The sequence below is a fragment of the Actinopolyspora mzabensis genome (genome assembly GCF_900101095.1).
In the GTDB taxonomy this organism is placed as follows: Bacteria; Actinomycetota; Actinomycetes; order Mycobacteriales; family Pseudonocardiaceae; genus Actinopolyspora; species Actinopolyspora mzabensis.
Genome location: NZ_FNFM01000007.1, coordinates 239,568 through 263,636 on the forward strand (window position 1 = coordinate 239,568; position 24,069 = coordinate 263,636).

A 24,069-nucleotide genomic window follows, 5' to 3' on the forward strand; every position below is an offset into this window, starting at 1 on the left:
ACGACCGGTGCCCCGGCAGGGGTCGGTGAACAGCGGCGCGCACCGAGCCGGTACCCACCGGTGCGCCCGACGGGGTGCGCCCACGGGGCGCGGGCGCACCCCGTGGTGCGGACGCACCCGCTCGTCACGGAGGATGAAAACATGTCCCTGGAGAACCCGCCGGCAGGAGACGCGACGACACCGGACGTGGATCACGATGTCGCGGAGCACGTGTGCCGGGAACTGACCGACTACCTTCGCGTCCGGGTCCGCGAGTGCTCCGAGTTGGATCCTGCCATCTCCGAAGCCGCCGAAGAAGTGTCGGAATTCGTGCTGCGCGGCGGCAAACGAATCCGCCCCACCTTCGCGTGGTGGGGTTGGCGCGCCGCCGGCGGAGAGGAGCGGGACCGGGACGCCGGGAGCATGCTGCGCGCAGCCAGCGCGCTGGAGCTGATCCAGGCATGCGCGCTGATCCACGACGACCTCATCGACGACTCGGCCACCAGGCGGGGGAGACCGACCGTGCACGTGCGGTTCGCGGCCACACACCGGAGGAACGGCTACACGGGAACCCCGGAGCACTTCGGGCTCGCGGCGGCCGTGCTGCTGGGTGACCTGGCGCTGAGCTGGGCCGACGACATGCTGCATTCCGCGGGATTGCCCCAGGACTCGTTGGAACGAGCGTTGGAGCCGTGGCGGTCGATGCGCACCGAGGTACTCGCGGGCCAGTACCTGGACATGCTCGGGCAGGCCCGCGCGGACGAGTCCCCGGAATCGGCGCTGCGGATCGACCAGCTCAAGTCCGCTTCCTACACCGTGGAACGTCCGTTGCAGTTCGGTGCGCGCGTGGGGGGAGCCGACCCTGCCACGGTGTCGACACTGCGCGGCTTCGGCGCGGACATCGGAATCGCGTTCCAACTGCGCGACGACCTGCTCGGCGTGTTCGGCGACCCCGAGATCACCGGCAAACCGGCGGGCGACGATCTGCGCGAGGGCAAGCGCACGGTGCTGGTGGCCGAGGGGATGCTGCGTGCCCGGCAGCAGCACGACGAGGCCGCCGCACGGCTGCTGAGCTCCGCGCTCGGCGACTCCGAGCTGACCCGGCCCCGCGTGGAACTGGTCCAGGAGGCACTGATCCGGCTCGGTGCGGTCGAGGCCGTGGAACGACGCATCGACGAGCTGACGGAGTCAGCCATGTCGGCACTGCAGACCGACGTACTCGCGGAACCGGCCGCGACACGACTCAAGGAACTCGCGATCACGGTGACCGACCGCAGCCGCTGACCAGGGATCCGCACGCATGGCAGCCACTGACACGGCAGCCGCCGAGACGAACGCGGCCCACTCCCGATCGGGGCTTTTCCGAACCGGGGTTTTCCCGGATCCGGTGCTCACGAGAAGCGGACACTCACCCGAAACGGGTCATCCCGGCGCGGAAGCCCCGCACGGCCGTTTCGCACCGACGTGTCGATCACAAGGCCATGGCCTGCGCACGCCGTTTGACCTCGCGACCACGGTCACCACGCAACGCGTCGATCGGGGTACCCGGGAGCGTCTCGTCAGGGGTGAACAGCCACTCGAGAATCTCGTCCTCGGTGTAGCCGTTGTCCCGCAGCAACGTGATGGTGCCCGGAAGCCCCTTGACGACGGACCCCATCGTCAAAAACGCCTCGGGAATCACCAGCTCACGTTCCCGACGCATCGCGACCAACTGCCCGTCGCGGATCAGCTGGTGCACTCTGGTCAACGGATAACCGAGACGCTCCGCGACGGCGGAGATGGAAACCACGTCCACCTCGGTGGAAAGCACATCCGGAGCGGAAGGAACCGAACTCACACCGCCCAGCCTGCCAGTAGGCCGATCAGATTTCCACCTCGGTATGCCGCCCACGACGCCACCGCGACCTCGCCTACCATCGGTAGCGTGTTCGAGGGCGAGTTCGGGAGGATCCGCACGAGTTGCGAGGCGATGACTTCCGTCCGGGCAACCGAGGCCGAGCCGATCCGAGCGGGCTCCGCCCGGCCGGGAGCGAGACGATGAGCCCGGTCGAGCCGGGCAACGGGGCCGATCCGAGCAACGGGGGCGGGCCGACCAACGAGGCCGGCCCGAGCAGCGGGACCAACGGTCTGCTCGGGCACATGTTGGAGCGCCGCTACCGCGTGGACAGCGTGCTCGCGCACGGCGGCATGTCCACGGTTTACCGCGGAATGGACACCAGGCTGGACCGCCCGGTGGCCCTGAAGGTGATGGACACCCGCTACGCCGGTGACCAGTCGTTCACCGATCGGTTCGAACGCGAGGCCAGGGCAGCGGCGCGCCTGCACCACCCCAACATCGTCTCCGTCTACGACCAGGGCGTGGACCGGGAGATACCGGGCGAGGACCGGCTCTATCTGGTCATGCGGCTGGTCGAGGGCGGCACGCTGCGGGACCTGTTGCGTGCTCGGGGACCGCTGCCGCTGTCGGTGGCGCTGAGCGTGCTGGAGGCCGTGCTGGCCGCTCTCTCGGCGGCGCATCACGCGGGCATGGTGCACCGCGACATCAAGCCGGAGAACGTGCTGATCGGCCGCGACGGCTCGGTGCAGGTGGCCGACTTCGGGCTGGTGCGAGCGGCCGCGGGCGCGGGTTCGACCAGCGGGGACGTGATTCTGGGGACCGTGGCCTACCTCGCTCCGGAGCAGGTGACCAGCGGGGCCGCGGACGCCCGCTCGGACGTGTACGCGGCTGGGATCGTGCTTTACGAACTGCTGCTCGGCCATCCCCCCTACACCGGTGACACTGCGCTCTCGGTGGCGTATCGACACGTCAACGACGACGTCCGCCCCCCGAGCGAACAGCTTCCCGAGCTACCGCCCGCCGTGGACGAGCTGGTGCTGCGGTTCACCCGGCGTGACCCCGCGTGGCGTCCCGCGGAGGGGGCCGCCGCGCTTCGCGAGTTGCGGCAGAACCGGGACTGGATCGGGCTGGCCGGTGTTCCGGTGCCGGTACCAAACCCCGGCAGCCCCGAGTCGCCCGCCCCAGACGGGCCGCCCACCGAACAGATCCCTCCGGTAACACCCGCCGCCGGCGGCAACGGCACGACGAGCGACCCGGGGCCACGGGGCACCCGCGCCTTGCAGCGCTCGCCCTCCGCCCCGACTTCGGAAGCCTCCGAAACCACCAACGAGTTCGCCTCGGTCCCGGACGACGATTCCCGGGACGATTCCCACCGGCGAAATCGCCTGGTGGCCGTGGTCGGGGTCGTGGTGCTGTTGGGCGCACTGATCGCCGGGGGTGCCTGGCTGCTGGGCGGAAACTCCTACGTTCGGGTACCGGAACTGGCGGGCTCCTCCTTGTCCGAGGCGAAGGAGACGCTGCGCGCCAACGAGCTGAAAGCAGACGTCTCGAAGACCTACCACAACACGGTCCCCGCGGATACCGTGATCAGCGCCGCACCGCAGGAAGGCACCCGTATCCGCAGCGGTGACCAGGTGGAACTGCGCGTCTCACGGGGGCGCCCCACGGTGCCGGAGATCGAAACGGGCAGCCGGGTCAGCGAGGTGCAGAGCAAGCTCCGCAACGCGAAGTTGGCCCCGAAACTGGACTCCTCGGCCAACCGCTACCACGACAGCGTGCCGCAGGGACGAGTGATCGGAGTCACACCGGAGCCGGGGGCCAAGGTCAAAACGAGCGGTTCGGTCACGATCATCGTCAGCAAGGGTCCCGCTCCCGAGCCGGTTCCCGATGTGAAGGGGATGGTCCGCGACCAGGCGTTCTCCGCGCTCAGCAAGGCCGGGTTCGAACCCTACGAGGCCGGAAGGGAATTCGCGGAGGGAGTGCCGAACGGTCACGTGGTGCGGACCAACCCCTCGGCGGGCAGCGAAGTGCCGATGAGTGGTGAACCGCGAGTCGGTGTGGTGCTCTCCAGTGCGGTAGAGGTACCCGAATTCCGGGGGAAGACCGTGAAACAGGCGCAGCAGCAGGCTGCGCAGGCCGGACTGACGCTGCGGGTGGAGTCGTTGTTCGGCAGGGACAACGGCCGGGTGGTGCGGCAACAACCGAGCCCGGGAAGCACCGTCAAACGCGGATCGCAGGTCAAGGTCACGGCCTTCTGAGTGCTGGCCCGGCAGTGGAACCGCTGTCGGGCACCGAGCCGAGCCCGGCTCTCCGGGGCAGGGGCCGGGGCTCGGGGAGGGGCGCGCGCCTACCCACCGGCTCGGCGGCGCGGAGGGGAGGGTGCCGAGCCGGCTCGGCACCCCGCGGAGCGCCTCAGTCGCGCAGCATCTCGGCGATCAAGAACGCCAGTTCCAGCGACTGCTGGGTGTTCAGCCGCGGATCGCACGCGGTCTCGTAGCGTCCGGCCAGATCGGTGTCCGAGATGTCCTGCGCGCCTCCGAGGCACTCGGTGACATCCTCACCGGTGTGCTCGATGTGAATACCACCGGGATGCGTTCCCAGCCGGTGGTGCACCTCGAAGAAGCCCTGCACCTCGTCGACCACCCGATCGAAGTGGCGGGTCTTGTAACCGGTGCTGGACTCGTGGGTGTTGCCGTGCATCGGGTCGCACTGCCAGATGACCTGGTGCCCCGAAGCGGTGACCTTCTCGACGATGGGTCCGAGCGTGTCGCGGACCTTGTCGTTGCCCATCCTGCTGATCAGGGTGAGCCTGCCGGGTTCGTTGTGCGGATCGAGCCGTTCGACGTACTCCACAGCCTGTTCCGGTGTGGTCGACGGTCCGATCTTGAGGCCGATCGGATTGGCGATCAGCTCGGCGAAGGCGATGTGCGCGCCCTCCGGCTGCCGGGTCCGCTCCCCCACCCAGAGGAAGTGTCCGGAGAGGTCGAACAACCTCGGCTCCGGGCCACTGGTGTCCAGCCGCAGCATCGCACGCTCGTAATCCAGCACCAGCGCCTCGTGGCTGGAGTAGAAGTCCACGCCGTGCAGGCTGGTGTCGTCCACGCCGCAGGCGGACATGAAACGGAGCGCACGATCGATCTCGGCGGCGATGGATTCGTAACGCTCGCCTGCCGGGGAGTTGAGAACGAAGTCCTTGTTCCAGTCGTGTACCTGCTCCAGCGCGGCCATACCACCGTTGGTCAGCGCGCGCGAGAGATTCATCGTCGCGCTCGCGTTGGCGTAGGCGCGGATCATCCGCGAGGGATCGTGCTCACGGGCCTGCTCGTTGGCCACCAGCGAGTTGACCATGTCGCCGCGGTAAGCGGGCAGCCCGAGGGAGTCGGTGTCCTTGGAACGAGGTTTGGAGTACTGGCCTGCCATCCGGCCGACCTTGACGACCGGGGTGCTAGCGCCATAGGTCAGCACCACGGCCATCTGCAACAGGGTGCGGATACCGGCGCGGATGTGCGGTTCGGTGTTGTCCGCGAAGGTCTCCGCGCAGTCCCCGCCCTGCAGCAGAAACGCCTCGCCGCGCGCCACGGCGGCCAGATTGTTGCGCAGCTGCTGCACCTCGGGGGGAACGGTCACCGGCGGTACGCTCTCCAGTACCGAGCGCACGTTGCGCACTTGTTCCGGGTCCGGCCACCGCGGCTGCTGAGCCGCCGGGCGGGACAGTGCATCGTCTAGCCGGTTACGCAGGTCGGCGGGTAGTGGCGGGAGTTCGGGAAGCGTGTCCACCGGCACGTCGACGGTCCAGGATTTGAGACCGTCCGAAGGCGCGCCCTGAGCTGCTGTTTCGGGGTCAACGGGCATGTTGCCCAGCGTAGCGGTTCCGTCCCGCATGCTGTGATGCTGTCCCGAGTGCTGAACAGCACGCTCGAGACGAACCGGCCGGCACCACTGTGCCCTCGCCGCTGACCCCCACCACTGGAGCGCCCCCACCGCTGGGCTCCACCGCTGGGCTCCACCGCTCGTGCGCCACCCATCTGGGTGCCGCCCGAGCGGTGGGGCTCGGCAGCCGCGCTCGCCTAGGCCACGCGCCTCAACCGAACAGCGCCTGGGCCTCGGTGTAGCGGTGCAGCGGCACGGTCTTGAGCTGGGCGGTGGCCTCCGCCAGCGGGACACGCACGATCTCCGTCCCGCGCAGCGCGACCATCGAACCAAAGTCCTGCTCGGTCAACGCGTCCATCGCGTGCAGCCCGAATCGGGTGGCAAGCACGCGGTCGTAGGCGGTGGGAGTTCCGCCGCGCTGGGTGTGGCCGAGCACCACGGCCCGCGACTCGTTACCGGTCCGCTGCGAGATCTCCTCCGCGAGCCAGGTGCCCACACCGCCGAGCCGCACGTGCCCGAAGGCGTCCCGCTCGCCCGCCTGCAGCACCTCGGCACCGTCCTGGGGGATCGCCCCCTCCGCGACCACGATGATCGGGGCGTACTGCCGTTCGAACCGCCGGGTGACCCAGTCACAGACCCAGTCGACGCTGAAGCGCTGCTCCGGCCCGAGGATCACGTTCGCTCCCCCGGCCAGCCCGGAGTGCAGGGCTATCCACCCCGCGTGCCTTCCCATGACCTCAACCACCAGCGCACGGTGGTGCGACTCGGCCGTGGTCCGCAGTCGGTCGATGGCCTCGGTGGCGATGTGCACGGCGGTGTCGAACCCGAACGTGTAGTCGGTGGCGTCCAGGTCGTTGTCGATGGTCTTGGGAACCCCCACCACCGGGACGCCCTCCTCGTGCAGCCCGTTGGCCACGCCCAGGGTGTCCTCCCCGCCGATGGCGAGAAGCGCGTCGATCCGTTGTTCCGCCATGGTTCGCTTTATCCGGGCGACACCGTCGGCCTCCTTGTAGGGGTTGGTCCGGGAGGAGCCCAGAATCGTGCCACCACGATCCAGGATCCGCTCGACCTCCTCGAGCCCGAGCGGCATGGTCAGTCCCTCCAGCGGGCCACGCCAACCGCTCCGGAAACCGACGATCTCCTTGCCGTGCACCTCGATCCCTTTCCGAGTGACCGCACGGATCACAGCGTTGAGACCGGGGCAGTCCCCACCACCGGTCAGCACCCCGATACGTTCGGCAGCCGACATCCCGCCTCCTCGATACACGTCACGCCGGCGGCGTGATATTGATCTCAGCGGAAGAGCCTTTCACGGACTAAATCGGTGCAGCAAGTATCCGATCGGACGCACCGCGTAACCAGCGGCGACGACGAGCGTGGCGACTTGCCTCGAACCTATTCGGAGGCCGTGTGTTCACGCGGCTCGCCGCCGCGTGCTCCGCACCACGAGAACCACCCACGGGTGCCTGGGCCCGACGCGGGCCCCTACCCGCCACACTACCGAGCGGGATGTCCCAGTTCCCGCATCCGCTGTTCGATCACCTGCCAACGCCGCAGATTGTGCTTGGCGTCGGCCAGGGCGTCGTGTGCGTTGGCGGGCGGCGAGGGAAGCCTGGGCTTTCCGACGGCCTCCCACTGCTGGCGCAGGTCCCTGGTGAACTTGGGGATCTTCGGCGGCAACGCGGGCATCGCCCCCCACAACTGCGCCAACGCGACGTGATCGTAGGCGGCGTACCAGGCCCACAGTTCGATGTCGGACCGCTGGGCGGTCAGAAATCCGTAGAGCTCGTCACGAATGGTGGCCCGGGAACGCCAGGCACCGGATCCGGGGGACGGCAGCTGCGGTAACACGTGCTGGCGCACCCAGGGCCCGGCGCGTTCCGCCGCGAACTCGGTGGAGACGGCGTAGAACTCCCGCCCCGTCTCGTCGACCACACCGATCGACACCAGATCGATGGTGTGACCGTCCTCGATGAACTCGCAGTCGTAGAAAAACCGCACTGGAAAAGGGTATTCGTCCCCGAATCACCGGTGGAGACGCCCCGCGAGTCCCGCGGCGACGAGCACTGACGAAGCAACGGCCACCGGGCGGGGAGCTCTGGGCGGGAGGGGAAGCACGCGCCGAGGACGACTCGGGGATCGTGGCTCGCTCGCGACGAGCTCCCGAGGTGCACCCACAACCGCTCTCACGACGGCCTAACCGGCTTTCGAGTCCGGCATCCGCTTCTCGGACTTCCCCGCTTCCTTGGCAGCCTGTCGCTCGCGTTTGCTGATCACGCGTCCGCTTTCGGCGATGTCGTCCTTGGCCCGGTCGGCGTAGATGTCCACGTACTCCTGCCCGGAGAGTTCCATCAGCGAGTACATGATCTCGTCGGTGATGGAGCGCTCCGCGAACCGGTCACCGGCCAGTCCCTCGTAGCGGGAGAAGTCGAGCGGCTCTCCGACCCGGACCCGCACGCTGTAGGGGCGCCATATCTTGGAACCGATCGGATTGATCTTCTCGGTTCCGATCGTCACGACCGGAATCACGGGCACATCGGCTTCCAGCGCCATGCGTGCCACGCCGGTCTTGCCCTTGTAGAGGCGGCCGTCCGGGGAACGTGTGCCCTCCGGGTACAGCCCCAGCAGCTGTCCCTCGCGCAGCAGACGGATGCCGGTGTCCAACGCGGCCTGGGCCGCCGCCCCGCTGGAGCGGTCGAGTGGAACCTGTCCGACACCGCTGAAGAAGATCCGCTTCAACGCGCCGGTGAGTCCCTTGCCGGTGAAGTACTCGCGTTTGGCGAGGAAGGTGACCCGGCGTGGCAGCATCAACGGCATCAGGAAGGAGTCGGCCACCGCGAGGTGATTGCTGACCAGAATCGCCCCACCGGAATCCGGAACATGGTGCGCGCCCTCGATTTTGGGACGGCACCACAACCTCATGAGGGGACCGAGAAGAACGTACTTCATCACCCAGTACAGCACCGCGTCGCTGCCTCCCTCACGGCCGGATTACGTTGTCAGGGTACGGAGCCGCCATGAGCCACACAATCGCGGGGCGGCATTCACGATCGGGGAACACGAGGACACGCGCACCTCACGGAACCGCCGCACCACGGCGGAACGCAGGCACGGGCGGACATGGCAGAGTGTGACCGTGCACGAACACGCGAACGAGGTGGGCGGACGGATCCCGCGCGGATTCGCGGCCACGGTTCGGGGCACACCCCGAACACGACCTTGCCCACTCGGCGTCGAACAGCGACCCTGGGGGCGAGCGGCGCACTTCGGCGGTGCGGCGTTCGACCGAGTCGTTGCAAGCACAGTCGCACCGAACGATCGGAGTACCGCGGGGGCGGTACCGATCGCCGACGAGTCCACCATCCACCGCCAGCGCGTCAGGGAATGCGTATGAACACGCGCCATGAGAACGCAGACGGCCCCGAAGACATCGACAAGGCTTTCGCGGAAATCGTGGCCGAGTTGGAGCGCGATTCCTCACTGCCGCAGTGGCCCGGCGAGTCCGGAACCGCCTCCTCGACCACTTCGGGGGACACCGCGACCACGGCGGACACGAGCACCGAGCCACCGTCCGAAGCCGATGCGGACGGCGGCCCCCGCGACTGGGCTCCCACGGAGGCGGAGGAGGACGAGGGGCACTACGAACCCCCGGAACCACCACCGCTGCCCAAACCCGGAGCAAGCACCGTGGGCGGTGTGGTGCTCATCGTGCTGGGGCTGTTGACGCTGTTCGTGCCCTTCGCGGCGAGTTCGCTGGGCCCGCTGACGCTGCCGGTCGGACTGATCGCGATCAGCTGCGGCATCGGCTGGCTGCTGCTGCGGCTGCGGCAGGGCTCCCCGGAGGAGGGCTCCGGCTGGGACGACGGGGCACAGGTCTGACCGGAGTGTCTCCGTTCGGGACCACGCCCCGCTAGAGCGATTCAACCGTCCGCCGGTACGGGTCTCGACGACTCGAGCGGAGGACTCGAGGAGCTCGCCCTAGCCCGCCGAGTTCCGGGGGCGGACGGAGTTCCCGCCGAGTACGTCGCCCCGAACGCGGTTGACGGTGATCGGTCGGACCCGCGGCTCGTCCGCTCGCTCCTCGGGTGGCTCACCAGTGCCGTCCCGGTGCACCGCGTCGCTCGTCCCGGCTCCCCCGGTTTGGGCGGTGAACGCTTCGCGCAACGAGGTCAACAACGCCAGGAGGCAGTCGTACAGGCCATCCGCCGGACGTTTCGCGTGTGCCTCGCGCAGTATCGCCGTGAGGGCACAGCACGGACAAGCGGGCCCTTGGGCGGAGTCCCCCTCGGCGGAGTCGCTGGCAGTGAATTCATCGGCAGCGAAGTCACCGGCGGCGCACTCACCACCGGCGGGCCGGGTCGGGTGCTCGCCGCGGGAAAGCGCCAACAGGAACTCCTCAGCCCGCGCGGCGAGCGCGGGCAGCAACGAACGCAGCTCCTCCACGAGGCGCTCGTGTTCGCCCTCGCTCCGTGAATCGGTGTGTTCCTCGTGCAAAGCCGATCACCGCATCCATTGCGCCGGGTCGGGCCGAAAGGTCACGATCACGCCGTCGTCGCCCGCGTCCGCCTCCACCGCCACGCAGCGCCGCAACACCGAGGGCAGTGTAATCAGCCGCCGGTGTCCGTCCACGGTCACGGCCAGTTCGTCGCCGATGCGGGCCAGGTCGAACTCCGCCTGGCTGCTCAACGGCATGGCGATACGCAGGGTGTAACGAGCTTCCGAGCTGTTTCCGTTCCCGTGGAGCTCGATCACCGGGGCCCGCTCGGCCCCCACCGTCGGATCGGTTTCGCCGTAGATCTCCTCACCCAGCCGCAGCAGCGAATCGCCCCCGCGGGGCTCCGCCGCGCGTTGCTCGACGGTGTACAGCGGCAGCCCCAGTTGTGCCAGCTCACGCAACACCTCGCGCTGCTGTCCGGCGCGAGTGCGCAGCCACGCCGCCGCCGCGCCACGGGCGGACCCGGGATCCGGCACCACGCGGTTGGCCAGCACACCGTCGACGTGGATCTGCTGCAGTGCGAGCGAGGTGAGGATACGGCGGGTCTCGGCCGCCACCAACGACTCCGGTGTCGCGACCAGCCGGACACTGGTCTCGGAGGAGACGAGCAGTTCCGCCAGCGAGCTCAACCGCTCGGCGAGTCCGCCGAGCGCCTCCGCGGCGGCGTCCCAGCGCTCGGTGAGATCACTGCCCGCCATCCCCGCCAGCACGCCGCGCACCACCCGCCGGTGGGTGGGGAACAACCGCTCCAGGTACCCGGACAGCACTTCCGGCATGCTCAACAGGCGCAGAGTGTCCGCGGTGGGGCCGCAGTCCACGACGACGGTGTCCCACGAACCCTCGGTGGCCATGCGCCGCACTTCGGTGAGCGCGAGCAGGTCCTCCACGGCAGGCAGCCTGGTGAGTTCGGCGGCGTCGACCTCGGAAACCCCCGCCCCGGCGAGCACGGTGTGCAGATGTTCCCGCAGTTCCGACCAGGCTCGGTCGAGCAGTCCGAGGGTTCGTATCTCGGCGGCGTGCAGCCGGAGCGGGCCGGGCCCCGTCTCGTTCGACAGCCGCAGCGGTCGAGGTGTGTCGTCGAGTTCCGTGTCCAGACAGTCGGCGAGCGAATGCGCGGGATCCGTCGACACCACCAGAACCTCGCGTCCGTGAGCGGCGGCACGGGCGGCGGTGGCCGCCGCGAGCGTGGTCTTGCCGACCCCGCCCTTTCCGGTGAACATCAGAATTCGCAACTCAGGGCCTCGCTCAACCGAGCTCGGGCGTGCGGCACGCGCCCACGGGAAACTATTCGGCGGACTCCACCCGACGCTTGAGTTCCTTCAGTGCCGTATCCATGATCATTTTTTCCGCCTTGCGCTTGAACATCCCGATCATCGGGATGGACAGGTCCACCGCGAGACTGTAGGTCACCTCGGTACGTGCCGCCTCCAGCGGCCGCAGCGTGTAGCTACCGCGCTGTGACTTCTGGACCTGCCCCTCCACCAGGTCCCAGCTGACCGACAGGCCGTCGGCACTCCACTCGTAGGCGAGCTTGTAGGTGTCCTTGACCACACCGGCGTCCAGCACGAAGCGAACGCGCTCGGCGACCCCCTCGTCCGTCCGTGAGAGCACCTCGGCCTCCTTGACCGCCTCCGCCCATTCCGGGTAGGCGCCGAAGTCGGCGATCACGGCCATGATCTCAGTGGCCGGGGCCTCGATCACGATGGACTGGGTGGACTGGTCGACCATGCCGCGCAGATTACATGCCGCCCCTGCGGGCACCGGCACTGGCGGGAGAGGTGAAAGGTTCACCACCGCAGCACATAAGGCTGTCCCCGCTGCTTGAAGTGCCCCACGTTGACGCACTCGGTGGGGCCGACACGCGTACGCGGGGCCAGCGGCTGGTGCACGTGGCCGAACAACGACCAGCGAGGACGGTCGTGCCGGATCCGCCGCAACGCGCCGGAGGAGCCGTGCTCCGGCCTGCGCGCCACCACGTCGTAAACCAGTTCGGGAACCCGTGGCGGCACATGGGTACAGAGCACGTCGACCGGACCCAGCCGATCCAGCACCTCGTCGAACTCCGCCTCGGTGCGCAGATTCGGCACCCACGGCAGATCACGCCGCAGCGTGCCGCCCGGAGGCAGCAGAGCACCACCCGCGAATCCGAACCGCAACCCACCGATCTCGACGCTCTCACCGTCGAGTGCGCGGACGCCGTCCCCGGTGAACTCCGGCCAGAGGGTCGGATCGTCCACGTTTCCGGCCGTGGCGTAGGTCGGAGCCGTCATCGCGGCGAACAGCTCGGCGTACTGCTCGCGGACCGCCTGGCGCACCACGGTGGCCGGCTCGGAAAGGCTCTCCCACAGCGAGCGCAGATATGCGCCGAGCTCCGGCCCTCGGTTGTTACGCCGCAACCACGCGAAGTGCCCGACCTTCTCCCGCCCGAACACGGCACCGAGTATGCCCTTGTCATGGTCGAGATAGTCCACGAAGTCGATCAGGTCACCGAGTACGATCAGCGCGTCGGCTCCCTCGCCCGCCCGTTTGAGGTCCTCGACGTTTCCGTGCACATCCGAGACCACATGCACCCGCAAGTTGTCTCCGTTCGCCGCTGAGTCCGCTACCGGACCAACCTAACCGCCCGAGGTGTGTTCGTACGAACCAACCCGGGACGAACCGGACGCGCGCGGCGAGGCGTTCACGGAAACAATGCGGGATACGACACATTCCGGCCCGCCGGCACGGTGCCGTGGGCACGGGGGGCTACCGCCCAGTAGCGCTCGGGGTTAGGTTGTCCCTCACAATTTGGCGTGCTTTCGGAGGATGTAACGTGCGAGAGTTCAGCGCCCCCGCCACTGTCACGGTGGCCGCCGAGGAGAACCTCACCGACATGGTGTGGGCCAACGCCGAGCGGTTCGGCGACACGGTCGGCTTCCGTCGCAGGGTGGACGGCACCTGGGTGGATGTGACCACGGCCGAGTTCGCCGCGCAGGTGCTCGCGGTCGCCAAGGGCCTCATCGCGGCGGGTCTGCGACAGGGCGACCGAGTGGGCTTGATGTCACGAACGCGGTACGAGTGGACCCTGTTCGACTTCGCGATCTGGTCGGCCGGTTGTGTGACCGTGCCCATATACGAGACCTCCTCGGCGGACCAGATCGAGTGGATCCTGGGCGATTCCGAGGCCCGCGGCCTGATCGTGGAGACGCCCGAACACCGTGCCGAGGTGAACACGATCATCGGCAACGTCACGGGCGTGGAACACGTCTGGCAGATCGACGGGCCGGTCGACGACGAGCGCTCCACGGCGGTGGCGGAGCTCACCTCCTCCGGTGCGGAGCTCGAGGACGAGCGGGTCCACGAACGCAGGCGCGCGGTCGGGGCCGAGGACACCGCCACCCTGATCTACACCTCGGGCACGACCGGCAGGCCGAAGGGCTGCGTGCTGACGCACCGCAACATGCTCGCCGAGGTCCGCGGGGATCTCGACGCGTTCCCGCAGCTGATGCGGCCCGGAAACTCGATGCTGATGTTCCTGCCGATGGCGCACGTGCTCGCCAGGGCGATCTCCGTTTCCTGCGTCTACGCACGGCTGACCCTGGGACACACCAGCGACGTGAAGGATCTGGTCAACGATCTGGGCTCGTTCCGGCCGACCTTCGTGCTGGCGGTGCCCCGGGTCTTCGAGAAGGTCTACAACACCGCCAAGCAGAAGGCGCACAGCGCGGGCAAGGGCAAGATCTTCGACGCCGCCGAGGCCACCGCGGTGGCCTACAGTCGCGCCAAGGCCGAATCCACCGGCGGCCCGGGGCTGGCCCTGCGGGCCAAGCACTTCGTGTTCGACAAACTGGTCTACAGCAAGCTGCGTGCCTCACTGGGCGGCCGTTGCGTCGCCGCGGTCTCGGGAGGTGCCCCGCTCGGCGAGCGGTTGACCCACTTCTACTTCGGAGTGGGAGTTCCGATCCTGGAGGGCTACGGCCTGACCGAGACCACCGCCGCGGCGGCGGTCAACGTCGAGGAGGACTACCGGATCGGCACGGTCGGCAAGCCCATCGCGGGGACCACGATCCGCATCGCCGAGGACGGCGAGGTGCTGGTCAAGGGCGACGTGGTCTTCCGGCGTTACTGGAACAACGAGGCGGCCACCGAGGAATCCCTCGAGGACGGCTGGTTCCACACCGGGGATCTCGGCTCACTGGACGAGGACGGCTTCCTGCGCATCACCGGCCGCAAGAAGGAGATCATCGTCACCGCGGGTGGCAAGAACGTGGCGCCGGCGGTGCTGGAGGACCACATCCGCGCCCATCCGCTGATCAGTCAGTGCATGGTGGTGGGTGACCAGAAACCGTTCATCGGTGTGCTGGTGACGCTGGATCCGGAGTTCCTGCCCTCCTGGCTCGCCGAGCGGGGGCGTCCCACGGACACCCCGGCGAGCGACCTCGCCGAGGACCCCGAGATGCGTGCCGAGGTGCAGCGGGCCGTCGACGAGGCCAACCAGGCGGTTTCCAAGGCGGAGCGGATCAAGCAGTTCCGGATCCTGCCGAGGGACTTCGCCGAGGACCGGGGGGAGATGACCCCGAGCCTGAAGGTCAAGCGCAACAAGGTCGCCGAGAACTACGCGTCGGAGATATCCGCCATCTACTCCTGATCGAAGTTCTCCGAGCGGGTTGGCGGATCGATCGCTCGGCGGAACCTCTAGCACGTCTCGTGAGCGGGTCCGGAGCCACCGAGTAGGTGAAGGAACGAACAGAGGGGGCGGGGCACGTCATCGGTGCCCCGCCCCGCTTCGTCCGTACTCGCCCAGGTTCGTCCGTCACCGAAGGGACGAATTCCGGGTGAACACGCCTCGGATCAGCCCACCACGCGACGCATCCGGTTGACGGGGGCGATGTCGTCGTAGGGCACCACCTTGACCACCTGGCCGCTGGTGGGTGCGTGCACGGCCTTTCCGTTGCCCACGTACATGGAGACGTGGCTGACCGGGCTGTAGTAGAAGATGAGATCGCCCGGCTGCAGCTGTGAGGCGGAGATCGGCTGCCCCACCTGTGCCTGGGCGCTGCTGGAACGCGGCAGGTCCACCCCGGCCTGGGCGTAGGCCCAGTACATCAGGCCCGAGCAGTCGAACTGGCTGGGCCCATCGGCCCCGTACACATAGGGCGATCCCTGCTTGCCCAGCGCCGCCTGCACGGCACCGGAGGCCGAGCCGGCACCACCCGCGTACTCGTAGTTCGTCTGCCCACCACCGGTGTAGGCCTGTTCCTCCTCGGCGCTCAGCTCCGCGAGCTGCTCCTCGACCTCGGCGATCCGATCCTCCATCGCCGCCTTCTTCTCGGCGATCTCGTCCTGGAGTTTCTTCGCGTCGGCCTCGGCCTTGGCCGCTTGCTCCTTGGCCTGCTGGGCACGCTTCTTGGCGGCCTCGGCCTGCTGGGTGGCCTCGGAGAGTTCCGAGACCGCGTTCTGCTTGTCGCGAGCCAGTTCGTCCAGGATGGACGCCCGGTCGAGGAAGGCGTCCGGCGACTCGCTCGACAGCAGCGCCGAGATCTGGTTCATCCTGGAGCCCTGGTAGACGGACTTGGTCAGTTCGTCCACCTTGCCGCGGAACTGCTCCTCCTTGGTGTGGGCCTGTTGGAGGGTCTTCTTCGCTTCGGCGGCCTTTTTCTTCGCCTTCTCCAGGTCGGCGAGGCGGGCCTCGTGGTCGTCCTTGGCCCGTTTGTACTTCTCGGTGAGCTTCTCGGCCTTGTGGGAGAGATCCTGCAGCTGCTGAAGCGCCTCGGAACTGTTGTCGGGAAGTTCGGGGTCCGCCATGGCGGGTGCGGAGCTCACGGTGACGGCGGTGGCAACCGCCGTGGCCGTCAGTGCTCCCCGCATCGAGCGTTTGAGTGCGTGCGAGGCCACGTCGCGCATTGCTCCTTCGTCCACTCGGTCGCCTTCCGGGAGAACGCTTCCGTAGCGAACGCGGGAATCCACCGGCGACGGCGGGCACGCGAGAACGACGTGCCGGCGCACCACCACGGTGCGGGCCGTTCGAGCCGACGGTGCGTCCGGGAGGATCCCCGGGCCGGCTCCCCCGACGAGCCGATCAGGCGACAACTCCGCGGAGCCACCCGGTTTGGGCAACTGATCGCCGCGAAGTCTCGGTTAGGTTACGAGAGGTCGCCCGCGCAGTCCAGAGCGGGGGGCGTAATACGACGGAATGTGATCAATTCATCTGACCGAGTGAGATTTTGCGCCACTGAACTTCCGGGAGGCGTAGATTTCTCGCGAAATCGCCACGCCGCCGGGCCCCGCCACGGAGACCTCCGGTCAGAGTGGATTGACACGCTCCAGGAGCGTGGCGGACGCCACCGCGTAAGCCCCTCTCCTACGCACCGAGGTGACCACTTCACGGTCGGAGGTGGCCACCACGAGCTGCCGCCCGGTGGGTTCGGCGTCGACCAGATCGCGGATCACGTCGTCGGCCTGGACGTCGGGCTCGCTGAACAGCACCCGCACCCCGCGCGGCCCCGTCCTGGGGACCGAGACGACGTTGGCCCCGTCGAAGACGACGGTCACCTCGGCACCCGATCTGGCCGCCAGCACGGCCAGCTGGTGCGCCAGCCGGTCACGCTGCTCGGCCAGCGGGAGATCCGGATAACCGGTCTTGGTGACGTTGTAACCGTCCACGACCAGATGCACCGCGGGCAGCGCCAGCAGCCTGTCCAACGCCGCGACGTCCGGGACGTCCGAGGTGGCGGCGGTGTGGGCCCGAACCCCACCCACGGTTTCCGCGGGCAACGGGCCGCCACCCGATTGCCCCCGTCTGGTGGGCCCCAGTTCACGCCGCAGACCGGCGATCGACCCCTCCAACGTGTCCAGCAACAGGGACAACCTGACCTCGTCCCCTCGCCTGGCCTCCCGTGCGGACTGCTGTGCGGTCGCGGCCTCTCGGTCGGAACGCTCGGCCCTTGCGCGCTCGTCCGCCGCCCTGGCCCGGTCCCGGTCCCGCTCCGCGGTGAGCTCGGCCAGTTCGCGGTCCTTCTCCTCGACCACCCGCTCCACTTCGGCGTTGAGCCGCGCCACCTCGTCCTTCTGTTCCTTCAACCGAACGCCCTGCTGGCGCAGCCGGTGGCGCAGCCGGTCGGCATCGGCGCTGTTGTGCTGTTCGGCCGAGCGCGCGAGCCGGTTGGCCTCCTCGAGCTCCCCGCGCAACCGCTCGTTGTCGGCGGCGAGTTTCTCCACGCGCGAGACCGCTGCGTCGTGCTGCTCGCGCAGCTTCCCCTGTTCCACGCGATGACCGATGAGCTCGACGTAGTGGGCGGCGGTGACGCTGTTGAGCAGCACGGCCGCCGTGGCCGCCCCCAACGGATCCACCTGCTGCTGTTCCAGCGCCGCGGGTTGTTTCCTGCGACACCAGTCCAGTACCGCCGCGCGGAACACCGCGGAGTCCCGTATCGCCGCCAGCAGGTCCGACTGGCCGAGTTTGGCGCGCTTCGCGGCGGCGAACCGCATGACGGGCCGCAACCGCATCGGGACGTCACCGGGGCGCATACCTCCGAGGGCGGCAGCGGCCAGCTCGGCTATGCGGCCCCGCAACGGCCCGGGGAGCTCGTCCCAGTCGACGGAGGGCTCCTCGTGACTCGCGGTGAGGTCGCTCGCCGTCTCGGGACCCTCGTTGGCTGCTGGGGGGTCGACGTTGTCGCCCGATGTAGGCGGTATCACTCTTCCAGGCTAAGTGCTGCCCGTTCGAATACCCGCATCCGGCGGTTCCGGTGTCGCGTCCCGGCTGCTGCCGAGGTTCTCGGTACGCGCTCCGACGGTCGACCACCGAACGGGAACGGAACACGGCCACAGCACTGCACCACGCCGGCCCTCGATACTCCGGGAGCGGCCTGCCCACCGGCTGCCGGACGGGAGGGCATACCGTCGTGGTCGATGAGCCGGTTGCCGCAGGACCCGCAGCTGTCCTTCGACGAACTGGGACAGCCGCTGCAGGACGTCAGCTTCGTCGTGCTGGATCTGGAGACCACGGGCGGCCGCGGTTCCTCGGACGAGATCACCGAGATCGCGGCGGTCAAGGTGCGTGGTGGGCAAACCGTCGGCGAGTTCGCCACCCTGGTCAACCCCGGGCGGCCGATCCCACCGGGCATCGTGTCGATCACCGGTATCACCGACGCGATGGTCGCCGACGCACCCACGGTCACCTCGGTACTTCCCGCTTTTCTGGAATTCTGCGCGGGAAGCGCGCTGGTAGCCCACAACGCGAGCTTCGACACCGGATTCCTCCGGGCCGCGTGCGAACGCGCGGGACTGCACTGGCCCAAACCCCCGGTGGTGTGCACGGTCCGGTTGTCCCGTCGCGTGCTCTCCCGCGAGGAGACACCTAACCACAAGCTCGCGACGCTCGCCCACGTCCTCGGTGCGCGAACCGCACCGCGACACCGCGCACTGGACGATGCTCGGGCCACAGTGGACGTGTTGCACGCCCTGCTGGAGCGGGTCGGCACACACCACGTGTACTCACTCGAGGACCTGCTCGACTACCTGCCGGAAGTGACCCCGCAGCAACGGCGCAACCGCACGCTGGCCGAAGGGCTGCCGGACACACCCGGTGTGTACCTCTTCCGCGGCCCGAACGAGGAGGTGCTCTACATCGGCACCGCCACCAACCTGCGCAGACGGGTGCGTCAGTACTTCACCGCCGGGGAGCGACGCGGTCGGATCCGCGAAATGGTGGCGCTGGCGCACCGGGTCGAACACGTGGAGTGCACGCACGCACTGGAAGCCGAGGTTCGGGAGCTGCGGCTGCTGGAGGCACACCAGCCGCGCTACAACCGGCGCTCCAAGTTCCCCCGAGCGGTCTGGTGGGTCTCGCTCACCGAGGAGGTGTTCCCCCGGCTGACCATCACCCGGAAACCGAAGCCCGCCGCGTTGGGGCCGTTCCGCAGCAGGAACACGGCCAGGAACGCGGTGGAGGCACTGCAGGACGCCACACCGTTACGCAGCTGCACCGATCGCATCCCGGTGACGGGCTCCCGGCAGCGCCCCTGCGCCGCCCATGAGATGGGGCGCTGCGGGGCACCGTGCGTCGGGTACGAGGGGGTGGCCGAGTACGAAGCACACGTGGTGCCCGTCCGGGAGGTGCTGGCGGGCAGCGGCGACTCCGCGCTGCGAAGGCTGCGGACGACGATCGAGGAACTGGCCGAGGCACGGCGCTTCGAGGACGCGGCGACACATCGGGACAGGCTGGTCGAACTCGTCCGAGCCCTGGACCGTGGACAGCGGCTGGCCGCGCTGGCGGCGATACCGGAGCTCGTGGCGGCGCGGCCGGACGGCTCCGGCGGCTGGCTGTTCGCGGTGCTCCGGCACGGCAGGCTGGCCTCGGCCGGAACGGCTCCGCGCGGGACCGCACCGATGCCGGTGGTGGACCGGCTCCAGGCCGCGGCCCAGACCGTGTTACCGGGGCCGGGCCCGCTGCGGGACGCCCCGGTGGACGAGCTGGGGGCGGTCTACCGCTGGCTCACCGCCGAGGACTCGCGCATGGTGCGCTGCGAGGTTCCCTGGGCCGAACCAGCAGGTGCCGCGGGAAGCTGGCGCGAGTGGGCGAAAGCGGCAGCGACGGCTCGCACACCCTACGAGGGAGCGGACTGACCCGAATCCGGAACCCCTATTCGGACAGGTCACCGCTGGTGACCACACGCGTCGGGCGCAGGAACACCGCGAGCTGGCCGGGCCCCGCGATTTTGCCCGCCACTCGTTCCACTTTGCCCTCGGCCACGTAACGGGTGGCGACAGCGGTGGCGACCCGGAGAACCTCACCGTGCTCCGCCGTGGTCTCGGCGGTGCCCTGAACCTGCACGAAAGTACGGCCACTCTGCTCGTCGACACACATCGTCAGCCGCGGGTCCCGTGCCATGGCCGTCCCCTTGGCACTGTCGGCGGCCGTGTTGAACACGATCCGGTCGCCGTCCACGGCGAACCACACCGGCACCACCAGCGGTCTGCCATCGGCCCCCAGGTAACCGACCTTGCCGGTACGTCCCCCTTCGTCGAGGAAGGAACGGACCCTGCCCGAAGTGATCGTCGTCATGATTCCCACAGTAGTGCCGCGGTACCACTCGGGCACGCCGCACGGCACCGGGTCCGCACCGGAGCGAGCCGAACGAGAAACGTCCCGGGGGTGTGGGAACCACCCCCGGGACGGGTACTCACGGATTCGGCGCCGCGAGGTCACTCCTCCGGTTCGCGAGCCCTGCCACCGACGAGCTCGCCCCGCTCGGACTCCTCGTGCTCGGCGGGCTCCTCCTCCGAGGTGACCGCGTGCTCCTCCGCCCGAGCGTGCTCCAGCGCGGCGGTCTCCACCGAGGGGTCCGGCTTGAGCCAGCCGCCCTCGACGGGCCTGCCCGCTGCACCGAGCTTGTTCATCTTCTTCGGCACCGGCGCACCCTGGTACTCCAGCTCCTCGGGGTGACCGTGGTCGTCCACCGGCCCGAGCGGCTGGTGCACCTCGACGAACTCACCGTGCGGCAGCCGCTTGATGATGCCGGTCTCGATGCCGTGCTCCAACACCTGGCGGTCGGACTTCTGCAGCCCGATGCAGATGCGGTAGGTGATGAAGTAGGCGATGGGCGGAGCGATCAACAGCCCGATCCTGCCGATCCAGGTCATGGCGTTCAACGAGATGTCGAACATGAACGCGATGATGTCGTTGGCACCCGAGATCATCAGGACCGAGAAGAACGTCAGCGCCATCATGCCCAGGCTGGTACGCACCGGAACGTCACGCGGACGCTGCAGCAGGTTGTGGTGCGCCTCGTCCCCGCTGAGCTTGCGCTCTATGAGCGGGTAGGCGAGCGCCACGGTGAATATCATTCCCATGAACAGCACCGTCGGGAAGAACACCGCGGGGAGCGTGTACTCGCCCCACAGGTAGACCTCCCAGGCCGGCCAGAGCCGGCTGGAACCGTCGGTCCAGATCATGTACCAGTCGGGCTGCGAGGCCGCCGAGACCTGCGAGGCGTTGTACGGACCCAGGTGCCAGATCGGGTTGATCTGGAAAACGCCGCCCATGATGGCGGTCACGCCGGTGACGACGGCGAAGAAGCCACCCGCCTTGGTCGCGAACACCGGCAGGATCCGCACGCCGACGACGTTGGTCTCCTTGCGGCGCACCCCGGGGAACTGGGTGTGCTTCTGGTACCAGACCAGCGCCAGGTGCACCGCGATCAGTCCGAGGATGATCCCGGGCAACAGGAAGATGTGCATCATGTAGAAGCGCGGGATCAGCTCGGTACCGGGGAACTCCCCGCCGAACAGGATCCAGTGGATCCAGGTGCCGACGACGGGGACGGACATGGTGATCCCCGAGGCGATCCGCACACCGGTGCCGGACAGCAGGTCGTCCGGCAGCGAGTAGCCGGTGAAGCCCTCGAACATGCCGAGGATGAACAGCAGGATGCCGATCATCCAGTTGGTCTCCCGAGGACGCCGGAAGGCGCCGGTGAAGAAGATCCGCAGCATGTGGGCCACGATCGAGGCCATGAACAGCAGTGCTGCCCAGTGGTGCACCTGCCTGGCGAACATTCCGCCCCGCACCTCGAAGGAGATGTCCAGCGCGCTGGCGAACGCGCGGGACATCTCGATGCCGCGCAGGTTGGTGTAGGCCCCCTGGTACTGCACCTCGGCCATCGAGGGGTCGAAGAAGAACGCCAGGTAGGTACCGGTCAGCAGCAGCAGGATGAAGGTGTAGAGCGCCACCTCGCCGAGCAGGAACGACCAGTGCGTCGGGAACACCTTGTTGATCTGCCGACGCAGGCCCGGCGCTACCTGGAACCGTTTGTCGACCTCGTCGGCCTGCTGACCGGCGGCGCGCTGCAACGCGCCCTCCGGCTTGGTCGGGGTAGTGATAGAACTCATGAATTCCGCTCCCAGTAAGCCGGGCCGATCGGCTCGATGAAGTCGCTTCGCGCCACGAAGTATCCTTCCTCGTCCACGGTGATCGGCAGCTGCGGCAGCGCCCGTGTCGCCGGCCCGAAAACGGGCTTGGCGTAGCTGTTGGCCACGTCGAACTGCGACTGGTGGCAGGGGCAGAGCAACCTGCCGGTCTGCGCCTCGTACAGCGAGGTGGGACAGCCCAGGTGGGTACAGATCTTCGAGTAGGCGTAGTAGTCGCCGTAGTTGAAGTTCTCCTGGCCCTTGCGCTCCACCGGTGAGTCACCCGGCCGCAACCGGATCAGCATGGTCGGATTGTCGGAACGGCGCAACGCGTGCAGCAACGCTTCCTCGTTGTGCCGTTCGGACTCGCGGAACGGGAAGACCGTCTCGAAACCGCCCGGCGCGAGGTCCTGCGGCCGCACCAGCGAGATGTCGTGCGGATCGCCGGTGTTTCGCCGCAGGTAGACCTTCTCGCCGTTGGTCTGCAACCACCCGGTGTGTTGCAGCGAGTCCGCACCGGTCTCCGCCCAGGGGTTCTTGACCATGCCACCGAGCACGAGCACCCCGGTTCCCAACCCGAAGGCACCCGCGCCGAAACCCGCGGTCCGCTTGATCATGGAACGCCGCGCGATGGTGCTGCGCTCTCCCGCGTCCGCGAGCTCCGCGACGGTGGTCTGCCGGTCCAGTTCGGAGGAGCCGTGCCCGTCGTGTCGCTGCTGCACCGCCGTCTCGTGCGGCATGAACTTCTTGGAGTACAGGATGGCGCCGATGCCCACCGCCAGGATCGACAGCCCTAGGAAGAAACCGATCAGCGGGTTGTACAGCGAGTACAGGAAGTGTCCCCGCTCGTCGACGAGCGGATTGACGTAGCGCCACGGCCAGAAGACGAACACGCCGATGAAGGCGAGTGCCGACAGTCCGGCCAGGGAGAACCAGGCCGCCACCGCACGCTCGGCGCGCCGCTCGGCTCGGGTCCCCTTCACCGGCCACGGGTCGGGATACTCGACGAGCTCGACGTCGTCCTGGGCCAGTCCGAGCCGGACCTTCTCGTCCCGGCTCATCTCGGCGAGTTCGGCCTCGGTCGGGCGAGCGCCCTCGTTCCCGGCCGCTTGCTCGCCGGAGGTGTTTTCCTCGTCGTGCTGTCCGCTGCTGTGTTCGTTCATATCCCGCTCACTCATGCCCTGGCTCCGATCCACAGCGTGAGGCCGACGAGACTACCCAACCCGATGACCCAGGCCACAACCGTCTCCGGACCGGGGCCGTAACCGCCGAGCGCGTTGCCGCCGGGGTTGTTGTTGCCGTCGGTCACCGACTTCACGTAGGCGATGATGTCCTTCTTCTCGTCGGGTGTGAGCTGGCGCTCGGAGAACTTGGGCATGTTCGCCGGCCCGGTCTCCATCGCCTCGTAGATCTGCTTCTCGGACGCGGGATCCAGGTTCGGGGCGTACTTGCCCGAGGAAAGCGCGATACCGCGTCCGGTGAAGTTGTGACAGGAAGCGCAGTTCAGCCGGAACAACTCCGCACCGCGTGCGGGGTCGTCCCCTTGGAGCTGCTCACCCGTTTCAGCCGGCTGCTCTGGCCCACCGCCGACGGCCTGCACGTACGCGGCCAGTGCCTGGATCTCCTCCTCGGAGTACTTCGGAGGCTTGCGCTGTGCCTGCGCCTCCTGCCGCATCAACGGCATCCGCCCACTGGAGACCTGGAAGTGCACGGACGCACCACCGACACCGATCAGGCCTGGGCCCCGATCCTCAACGCCCTGCAGGTTCTCGCCATGGCAAGTGATGCAGGCATTGTTGTAGATCTCCTTACCCTGCCTGATCAGTGCCGGGTCCTCGGCCGCGGTGGCGGTCTGCGGCTCGGGGAGCAGCACGCTGTACAGGCCGCCCGCCGCCACCAAGGCGATCCCGAGCGCCAGCACACCCGAAAGCCGTCGCCGGAACTTGGAACCCGCGCGGTTGCGTTTCTTGTTGGTGGTCATGAGTGCGCAAAACCCTTG

20 protein-coding genes are annotated in these 24,069 nt (G+C 68.4%); 5 read left to right on the forward strand and 15 right to left on the reverse strand.

Annotation, left to right across the window (positions count from 1 at the left end; genetic code table 11):
• Positions 1–141: 141 nt before the first annotated feature.
• Entirely contained in the window at positions 142–1,263 is a 1,122-nt protein-coding gene (locus tag BLR41_RS13690) for a polyprenyl synthetase family protein (protein WP_092628666.1), read from the forward strand.
• Positions 1,264–1,450: 187 nt separating this feature from the next.
• Here the strand turns inward: BLR41_RS13690 and BLR41_RS13695 are convergent, their stop codons facing one another.
• Positions 1,451–1,816 (reverse strand): Rv2175c family DNA-binding protein, encoded by a 366-nt coding sequence (locus tag BLR41_RS13695; protein WP_218120121.1) that lies wholly within the window; start codon positions 1,814–1,816, stop codon positions 1,451–1,453.
• A 200-nt stretch (positions 1,817–2,016) separates the two neighbouring features.
• Between BLR41_RS13695 and BLR41_RS13700 the strand changes: the two genes are divergently transcribed.
• The gene (locus tag BLR41_RS13700) at positions 2,017–4,074 is read left to right on the forward strand and encodes a Stk1 family PASTA domain-containing Ser/Thr kinase (RefSeq protein ID WP_218120122.1); all 2,058 of its coding nucleotides are present in this window, start codon (positions 2,017–2,019) and stop codon (positions 4,072–4,074) included.
• 154 nt (positions 4,075–4,228) lie between these two features.
• Here BLR41_RS13700 and BLR41_RS13705 read toward each other — a convergent pair whose 3' ends face one another.
• The 4 genes from BLR41_RS13705 to BLR41_RS13720 all read right to left on the reverse strand — a co-directional run bounded on the left by BLR41_RS13705 (position 4,229) and on the right by BLR41_RS13720 (position 8,650).
• Entirely contained in the window at positions 4,229–5,668 is a 1,440-nt protein-coding gene (locus tag BLR41_RS13705) for a class II 3-deoxy-7-phosphoheptulonate synthase (protein ID WP_092628803.1), read from the reverse strand.
• A gap of 229 nt (positions 5,669–5,897) precedes the next feature.
• Entirely contained in the window at positions 5,898–6,935 is a 1,038-nt protein-coding gene (locus tag BLR41_RS13710; protein ID WP_092628667.1) for a 6-phosphofructokinase, read from the reverse strand.
• 248 nt (positions 6,936–7,183) lie between these two features.
• Positions 7,184–7,687 carry a polyadenylate-specific 3'-exoribonuclease AS gene (locus tag BLR41_RS13715; RefSeq protein WP_092628668.1) on the reverse strand — a complete coding sequence of 168 codons (504 nt, stop codon included), beginning with the start codon at positions 7,685–7,687 and terminating at the stop codon, positions 7,184–7,186.
• Positions 7,688–7,882: 195 nt separating this feature from the next.
• Positions 7,883–8,650 (reverse strand): lysophospholipid acyltransferase family protein, encoded by a 768-nt coding sequence (locus tag BLR41_RS13720; RefSeq protein ID WP_092628670.1) that lies wholly within the window; start codon positions 8,648–8,650, stop codon positions 7,883–7,885.
• Positions 8,651–9,076: 426 nt separating this feature from the next.
• Between BLR41_RS13720 and BLR41_RS13730 the strand changes: the two genes are divergently transcribed.
• A complete protein-coding gene (locus BLR41_RS13730) occupies positions 9,077–9,565 on the forward strand; it encodes a DUF308 domain-containing protein (protein ID WP_092628672.1) in 489 nt (162 codons plus the stop codon).
• Between the two features lie 99 nt (positions 9,566–9,664).
• Here the strand turns inward: BLR41_RS13730 and BLR41_RS13735 are convergent, their stop codons facing one another.
• From BLR41_RS13735 to BLR41_RS13750, 4 genes are all read right to left on the reverse strand, one after another.
• Entirely contained in the window at positions 9,665–10,180 is a 516-nt protein-coding gene (locus tag BLR41_RS13735; protein ID WP_092628673.1) for a hypothetical protein, read from the reverse strand.
• A gap of 6 nt (positions 10,181–10,186) precedes the next feature.
• Positions 10,187–11,401, reverse strand: a complete 1,215-nt coding sequence (locus BLR41_RS13740) for an ArsA family ATPase (protein WP_176797977.1) — start codon at positions 11,399–11,401, stop codon at positions 10,187–10,189.
• Between the two features lie 64 nt (positions 11,402–11,465).
• Positions 11,466–11,909, reverse strand: coding sequence for an SRPBCC family protein (locus tag BLR41_RS13745; RefSeq protein WP_092628676.1), 444 nt, complete (start codon positions 11,907–11,909; stop codon positions 11,466–11,468).
• A gap of 59 nt (positions 11,910–11,968) precedes the next feature.
• The gene (locus tag BLR41_RS13750) at positions 11,969–12,757 is read right to left on the reverse strand and encodes a metallophosphoesterase family protein (RefSeq protein WP_176797978.1); all 789 of its coding nucleotides are present in this window, start codon (positions 12,755–12,757) and stop codon (positions 11,969–11,971) included.
• Between the two features lie 236 nt (positions 12,758–12,993).
• Here BLR41_RS13750 and BLR41_RS13755 point away from each other — a divergent pair, with 236 nt between their 5' ends.
• On the forward strand, positions 12,994–14,808 hold the full coding sequence (locus tag BLR41_RS13755) for an AMP-dependent synthetase/ligase (protein ID WP_092628677.1): 1,815 nt from the start codon (positions 12,994–12,996) through the stop codon (positions 14,806–14,808).
• A gap of 203 nt (positions 14,809–15,011) precedes the next feature.
• Here the strand turns inward: BLR41_RS13755 and BLR41_RS13760 are convergent, their stop codons facing one another.
• Both BLR41_RS13760 and BLR41_RS13765 read right to left on the reverse strand, forming a co-directional pair.
• The gene (locus BLR41_RS13760) at positions 15,012–16,079 is read right to left on the reverse strand and encodes a C40 family peptidase (RefSeq protein ID WP_245694172.1); all 1,068 of its coding nucleotides are present in this window, start codon (positions 16,077–16,079) and stop codon (positions 15,012–15,014) included.
• Between the two features lie 384 nt (positions 16,080–16,463).
• Positions 16,464–17,858, reverse strand: a complete 1,395-nt coding sequence (locus tag BLR41_RS13765) for an NYN domain-containing protein (protein WP_176797979.1) — start codon at positions 17,856–17,858, stop codon at positions 16,464–16,466.
• Between the two features lie 213 nt (positions 17,859–18,071).
• Here BLR41_RS13765 and BLR41_RS13770 point away from each other — a divergent pair, with 213 nt between their 5' ends.
• Complete coding sequence (locus tag BLR41_RS13770) at positions 18,072–19,787, forward strand: DEDD exonuclease domain-containing protein (RefSeq protein ID WP_092628681.1); 1,716 nt, start codon at positions 18,072–18,074, stop codon at positions 19,785–19,787.
• Between the two features lie 16 nt (positions 19,788–19,803).
• On the opposite strand, the gene BLR41_RS13775 is transcribed toward BLR41_RS13770, so the two are convergent.
• The 4 genes from BLR41_RS13775 to qcrC form a co-directional block, all read right to left on the reverse strand.
• Complete coding sequence (locus tag BLR41_RS13775) at positions 19,804–20,226, reverse strand: PPOX class F420-dependent oxidoreductase (RefSeq protein WP_092628682.1); 423 nt, start codon at positions 20,224–20,226, stop codon at positions 19,804–19,806.
• A 140-nt stretch (positions 20,227–20,366) separates the two neighbouring features.
• Positions 20,367–22,052, reverse strand: coding sequence for a cytochrome bc1 complex cytochrome b subunit (qcrB, locus tag BLR41_RS13780; protein WP_092628684.1), 1,686 nt, complete (start codon positions 22,050–22,052; stop codon positions 20,367–20,369).
• On the reverse strand, positions 22,049–23,248 hold the full coding sequence (gene qcrA, locus BLR41_RS13785; RefSeq protein WP_245694174.1) for a cytochrome bc1 complex Rieske iron-sulfur subunit: 1,200 nt from the start codon (positions 23,246–23,248) through the stop codon (positions 22,049–22,051). The genes qcrB and qcrA overlap by 4 nt, the downstream gene beginning before the upstream one ends.
• Positions 23,245–24,051: a cytochrome bc1 complex diheme cytochrome c subunit gene (gene qcrC, locus BLR41_RS13790; protein ID WP_092628687.1), complete on the reverse strand. Its 807-nt coding sequence runs from the start codon at positions 24,049–24,051 to the stop codon at positions 23,245–23,247. Before qcrC ends, qcrA begins: the two co-directional genes overlap by 4 nt.
• Between the last annotated feature and the right edge of the window lie 18 nt (positions 24,052–24,069).